Source organism: Cuspidothrix issatschenkoi CHARLIE-1, assembly GCF_002934005.1.
In the GTDB taxonomy this organism is placed as follows: Bacteria; Cyanobacteriota; Cyanobacteriia; order Cyanobacteriales; family Nostocaceae; genus Cuspidothrix; species Cuspidothrix issatschenkoi.
This window is the reverse complement of the sequence record NZ_PGEM01000115.1, coordinates 1-6,721: the sequence shown is the minus strand read 5'-3', so window position 1 is coordinate 6,721 and position 6,721 is coordinate 1. Positions and strand designations below refer to the sequence as shown.

Genomic DNA, 6,721 nt, shown 5'->3' with positions numbered 1-6,721 from the left:
AAGAATTATTGGAAAAGTTACATTTTGCCCTCAGATAAATTCCCTGTTCGGTAAGTATTCAGCTATAGCACTCGTTCATACCCAGATCCCCGACTTCTTTTACTGTGTCCATAAATGATATAGCAGGGAACAGGGAACAGGGAACAGGGAACAGGGAACAGGGAATAGGGAATTCGGAACAGTTTCAACTATCTGGATATCCTCAATTTCTCATATCCGACTCGACTCGACCCGACAAGGAAAAATGCAACTGTTTTGAGACTCCATTTGCCAAAACATTGCACTTGCTTGTTCTTAAAATCCGCAAAACCTATTAATAAACGGTTATAGCTTTATTCAGCAACCCCTACTTAAGAACAACTAAATAATTGAAGTCTACACCAAACAAATTAAAAACAGGACTTACGCAAAATAGAACGAAAGTAGGGGTAATACCCTTCGGGAAGCAAGCTACATGAATTACCCCTACGAAATAATCAGGGTTGCAGTTACATCTTGCGTAAGTCCTAAAAAATTAAAAATCAAACATTACAAAAATCCTGTACATCCTTAAATCCTGGACATTATCTCGACTTACTTTGATAACCATCTGATTCAGGCAAATATTATGATTGGTATTCAATTTGAAGGCAACTTACTCGCACCTGATATTACCACCGAACTATTAACAGGTAATATCAAAGGACAAACATCGGCAGATTTTGGGTTATCAAAAACTGATAAACTTGAGGATGAAATTGCGATCGCCTGGGGTGACATTAAAGTTTATTGGGTAGCATTCCAACGTCAATTAGAAAGATTAAACCCTGAAGATACAGCTACCAGCGTTACCCGTGAAATGTGGGCTGTTCCTTTATTACGTAGTCTTGGTTATACACCTGCATATACCCCAAAAGCTGAAATAGTGGAAGGACAAACCTATGCGATCTCCCATCGTGCAGCACCGTCGAGAGTTGGGAGTCAGGAGTCGGAAATTACAATTTACCCACCTATACATATTATTGGTTGTCGTCTGGATATTGATAAACGCCCTCCTAGTGGTACACCTCGGTTATCAGCACACGCTTTAGTACAGGAATACCTCAACAAGACTGAGCATCTTTGGGCTATAACTACTAATGGTTTTCGTTGGCGGTTATTGCGTGATTCCTCTTTGATGACTCGCCTTACTTATATCGAATTTGACCTAGAGCAGATTCTTAATGGTGAAAACTTTGCCGAATTTGGTCTATTTTATCGGCTTTTTCACCGTTCCCGTTTACCAGAAACTACGGATGACGCGGATAAATGCCTATTAGAATATTACCATCAAGAGAGTCTGCAACAAGGGGGAAGGGTACGCGACAGACTGCGCGACGGTGTAGAACAAGCATTAATACTGTTAGGAAACGGCTTTTTACAGTATTATTCATCAGATCCCGGACTTCTTAGAGAAGTCCGGGATCTTGGGAGTCGGGATCTGAGGTATTATCGCCAATTATTACGGTTAATTTATCGCCTATTATTCTTAATGGTGGCAGAATCTCGCAATTTATTATTAATAGGGGAAGACCCAGAAAAAGCGAGAATTTATCTTGAATATTATAGTATAGAAAGACTAAGAGAATTAGCAGAACGTCCCCGCTATCGTCGGGAAGGTTTTCAAGATATTTGGCAAGGTTTACGAGTCACATTTAAATTATTTGATGAAAATTGGCGCGGACAAATATTAGGTTTATCCCCTTTAAATGGTGATTTATTTAGTTCACAAACCCTGACAGATTTAGATAATTGTGGTATTGATAACTATGATTTATTAACCGCCATTCGTTGTTTATCCTTGTATAAAGATAAAGGTCAAACACGCCGGGTAAATTATGCAGCTTTAGATGTAGAAGAATTGGGAAGTGTCTATGAAAGTTTATTAGATTTTCACCCCCAAATTACCAATAATCAAGGCATATATGAATTTAATTTAGTTTTTGGCAGTGATAGAAAAACCACAGGTTCTTATTACACCCCGCCCCAACTAGTCCAACAGTTAATTAAAACCGCATTAGAACCAGTTATTGAAGAGAAATTACGGGAGTCAGGGAATAATAGGGGATCTGAAATTACGAATTATGAAAAAGCGTTATTAAGTATAAAAGTCATAGATCCTGCTTGTGGTTCAGGTCATTTTTTATTAGCAGCAGCACGACGCATAGGTAAAGAATTAGCAAAAGTCAGAACCGGGGAATCTCAACCAGCACCCGAACCTTTACGTCAAGCCGTGCGTGATGTGATTCAAAATTGTATTTATGGGGTAGATTTAAACCCTTTGGCGGTAGATTTGTGTAAGGTGGCTTTATGGATAGAAGGTTTTGCCACAGGTAAACCATTGAACTTTTTAGATCATCGGATAAAATGCGGTAATTCTCTGGTTGGTGTTTTAGATTTAGATTGTTTAGATGCAGGTATTCCTGATGATGCTTTCAAAGCGGTGACAGGTGATGATAAGAAGTCAGCCGCTAATTTGAAAAAGCGGAATAAAAAAGAACGGGAAACCCAAGGACAATTATCTATTTTTGAAACTTCTGCTAATGATAGTTACATCTTTGCCAAGTTATGGCAAGAATTAGCCGACTTTTCAGAAAATACACCCCAGGAAGTTAAAGAAAAAGAGAGAAAATATCAAGATAATCTTTTAGATGATCATTGGTGGTTGAAAAAAGCAGCTTGTAATTTATGGACTGCAGCATTTTTCATGTATTTAACTGAACATAATTTACAGTTATTACCAACAACAGAAACTTTAAATCGCTTAAAACGGGAGTTAGTGCAAAAGGTTTTTAATTCAGATTCTAATTATGAATTGCGAGTTACTAATTACGAATTACAAAAGTTAATTGATGCTGCGAATAAGTTAGCACAGGAAAAATATTTCTTTCATTGGCCTTTAGAGTTTCCAGAAGTATTTGAAAATGGTGGTTTTAGTTGTGTTTTAGGTAATCCTCCTTGGGAAAGAATTAAGTTACAAGAAAAGGAGTTTTTCGCTTCTCGCAGTTTAGAAATTGCCAACGCACAAAATAAAGCAGCGCGGGAGAAGTTGATTAAGGAATTACCAAAGAAAAATCCTGTTTTAGCGCAAGCTTTTGAGGATGCTAAACATGATGCAGAAGCACAAAGTAAGTTTATTCGGGAAGGTGGGAGATTTCCCTTAACTGCTGTGGGTGATATTAATACTTATGCTGTGTTTGCGGAAACTACCAGATGTTTAATTAGTGATCATGGTAGGGTTGGGGTAATCGTTCCTACGGGTATCGCAACTGATGATACTTGTAAACGGTTTTTTGGTGATCTAATTCAAAAGCAGAATTTAGCAAGTCTTACAGGTTTTGAAAATGAGGCTTTTATTTTCCAGTCAGTTCATCATGCTTTTAAATTCTGTACTCTAACTATCACTGGTAAAAAAACAAAAGTTAAGCAAACAGATTTTGTATTTTTCTGTCGTTATTTCCCAGATACTAATAATTTACAACGTCATTTTAATCTTTCACCTCAAGATATAGCCTTAATTAATCCTAATACTCTCACTTGTCCAGTTTTTAGAACTAGCAAAGATGCAGAATTAACTAAAAAGATATATCAAAATGTGCCAGTTTTAGAAAATGAGAAAACAGGAATTAACCCCTGGGGTATTTCATTTATGCGTATGTTTGACATGGCTAATGATAGCGGGTTATTTCACACCCAAGATCCCCAACAAGATCCCGGACTTCTCAAAGAAGTCCGGGATCTGAACACCTCACCACAAGATCCCGGACTTCTCAAAGAAGGGGATCTGACCACCTCACCTCACCACAAGATCCCGGACTTCTCAAAGAAGGGGATCTGAACACCTCACCACAAGATCCCGGACTTCTCAAAGAAGTCCGGGATCTGAAAGTACCATTATATGAAGCAAAAATGTTTCATCAATTTGATCACCGTTATTCAACTTATGAAAATGCAACGCAAGCTAACTTAAATGCTGGTATTTTACCTCAAATACCAGATGAGATGAAACAAGATCTAAATTGTACTGTTAAACCTCGTTATTGGGTAGATAAAAAAGAAGTTGAAAATAAATTATCTGGAAAGTGGAATAAAGATTGGCTGTTAGCTTTTAGAGGAATTACAAATTCGACAAGTGATCGTACTTCTATTTTTAGTTTATTACCTAAAGTTGCTGTAGGACATAGCGCACCTTTATTAACTTTAGAAGAAAAACAAGCTAGTTTAGTTTCTTGTTTACTTGCAAATTTTAGTAGTTTAGTATTTGATTTTGTTACTCGTCAAAAATTAGGAGGAAATAATTTTAGTCTTTTTATCCTCAAACAACTTCCAGTAATTCCCCCAGAAAGATACACAGAAAAAGACATAGAATATATCACCCCCCGCGTCCTCGAATTAGTGTACACATCCTGGGATATGCAACCCTTCGCGCAAGACATGGGATACAACGACTCACCTTTTATTTGGAATCCCAACAAACGCGCATTAATCAGAGCAGAATTAGACGCATATTACGCCAAACTTTATGGATTAACCCGTGATGAACTGAGATATATATTAGATCCTGCGGAAGTGTATGGTGCAGAATTTCCCAGTGAAACATTTAGAGTATTAAAGAACAATGAAATCAAACAATATGGAGAATATAGAACCCAAAGATTAGTATTAGAAGCCTGGGATAGAATCAAATAAGAACCTGAATAAGATAAGATCCCGGACTTCTCAAAGAAGTCCGGGATCTGAACACCTCACCACAAGATCCCGGACTTCTCAAAGAAGGGGATCTGAACACCTCACCACAAGATCCCGGACTTCTCAAAGAAGTCCGGGATCTGAAACACCACAAGGAGATGTAAAAATGCCACAAAGAAAAACAGCATTAAAACAGAAACTAAGGTTAATTGATTACGAATTGCTATTAAGGGCTAAATACCTTAAACCACTTATTTAAAACTGTATTGATTGTTTGTTTAATTTGATGGTTACGATTCCATCTTTCAAAGGCAATTTCATAATCTTCTCCTTTAGTTTGAAAAGTATTCCAAATATCTAAGGATATGGCTAATCCGCAAGCAAGTAAGATGTAAAGTGACCAAGAAATACCGCCACTAATGGCATCCATACCCAGAAAAAAAATATTGATGATTGCGTAATTTCCTAAACGTTTTTTAAATTTACTTTGGCGATAAAGATTAAAAGCTTGACGCTGTTCAACTTCGCTTTGTTTACCTAACCAATCCCGTTCCGCTTGCTGGAGAGTATCAGGTGATATTTGTAACTCTGTAGCAATTTCCAATATTTGCTGATAGGAAAACTCTTGATCGTTATCGTCTACTTGACGGGCGATCGCTAATTGCAGAATTTGCTGTACATCTTCTTGGCTGTAAGAACGCAAGCTGTTGGAGTTAAACGCCGTCATAATTTTTGCTCAAATAATACTTTCAATAGAGAACCACGCTACCATTAGCAATATTGACACTACCTCTAGGTTAGCAAATTTAAATCAATCCGGTATTTAATTAGGGGTTGCTGAAAAAGTTGTCTGTGAGGAGAGGGAACTCTTAACTGGGAACAGGGACTCCATTTGCCAAAACCTTGCACTTGCTTGTTCTTAAAATCCGCCAAACCCCTATTAATAACCGGTTATAGCTTTATTCAGCAACCCCTAATTAGTTATGTTTGGGAAAAACACATAACACTGCTACCTGATTTTTGAAAACCATTGATATTTATTTAAGCTCATTAAATTACCAAGAAGTCAAAAAATTCCATCCTTCTTTTTCTTCTCCTTCCTCTTCTCCTTTTGGAGTGTTGACATTTTCTCCTTGGATGATCTGGTCATATTCTCCCGAATCAACCCATTTTAATAATTCACCAGTCCGCATAATTACCCAAGAGAGATTAGATTCTGAATAACTTAATATTTTAGTGACTTGATCTAAATTATCAAAACTATTAGATGTAAACTCACGAGATTGCATCACAAAATCTTCAATTACCTCTGTCGTTAAATATTCTTCTGGTAAACCTGCAAGTTTAATTAGTGCTGTTGTGGCTATATTAATATCCTGACAAGCTAATAAACCCACACGATCAGCAGTGAATTTTGCCATCATCACCCAATTGTATAAACCTAATTCTAAGCCACTGGCAACCAATCCTCCTATTCCTAATGTTGTACTACTTAACCAGGTTTTCAATGTAGGCATCATAATGGACATTTGATGATAGATGATATGCTGACTTTTGATCCGGGCGATTTCGTGACCGAAAATAAATAGTAACTCATCATAATTCAACCATTCCATCCCATCTAAATTGATACCAACAATAGATTTTTCAACACCAATAATATAGGTTCTAATATGTCCTGTTCCGCGAAATAAATACAATTCAGGAATATTTGTAATCTCCAGGATTTCACAAACTTCTAGAAAAGGTTCATGTAATTGGGGAAAATTCCGGGATGTAACTTTAATTTCACTGCCAATAGTTTGTAATCTCAGCAGCCTATCAATACCATATTCATTTACTTTTTTCAGTAAAGGAGAAATTCCGGGCATATTTTGTAAAGAAGCCAAAGCCTTACGATCAAAAGGATGTTCGTAAGTTTGTGAACTCAATCCAGAGAGTATTTTTCTGCTCATAAGAGGATAGATATAGAATTAAATTACGGTGTAGTAAAATCGTATCCCCTCAATATATA

Annotated in this window: 4 protein-coding genes; 2 read left to right on the top strand and 2 right to left on the bottom strand. The window is 36.9% G+C overall.

The genetic code is table 11. From position 1 onward, the window contains the following. Positions 1-607 precede the first annotated feature (607 nt). Positions 608-3,856, top strand: coding sequence for an Eco57I restriction-modification methylase domain-containing protein (locus tag CUN59_RS15345; protein ID WP_243406961.1), 3,249 nt, complete (start codon positions 608-610; stop codon positions 3,854-3,856). A 71-nt stretch (positions 3,857-3,927) separates the two neighbouring features. Beyond that, a complete protein-coding gene (locus CUN59_RS15340) occupies positions 3,928-4,707 on the top strand; it encodes a restriction endonuclease (protein ID WP_104388661.1) in 780 nt (259 codons plus the stop codon). A gap of 226 nt (positions 4,708-4,933) precedes the next feature. Here the strand turns inward: CUN59_RS15340 and CUN59_RS15335 are convergent, their stop codons facing one another. Both CUN59_RS15335 and CUN59_RS15330 read right to left on the bottom strand, forming a co-directional pair. Further along, positions 4,934-5,434, bottom strand: a complete 501-nt coding sequence (locus CUN59_RS15335) for a 2TM domain-containing protein (RefSeq protein WP_104388660.1) — start codon at positions 5,432-5,434, stop codon at positions 4,934-4,936. A 328-nt stretch (positions 5,435-5,762) separates the two neighbouring features. Then, the gene (locus CUN59_RS15330; RefSeq protein ID WP_104388659.1) at positions 5,763-6,662 is read right to left on the bottom strand and encodes a M48 family metallopeptidase; all 900 of its coding nucleotides are present in this window, start codon (positions 6,660-6,662) and stop codon (positions 5,763-5,765) included. Positions 6,663-6,721: the final 59 nt, after the last annotated feature.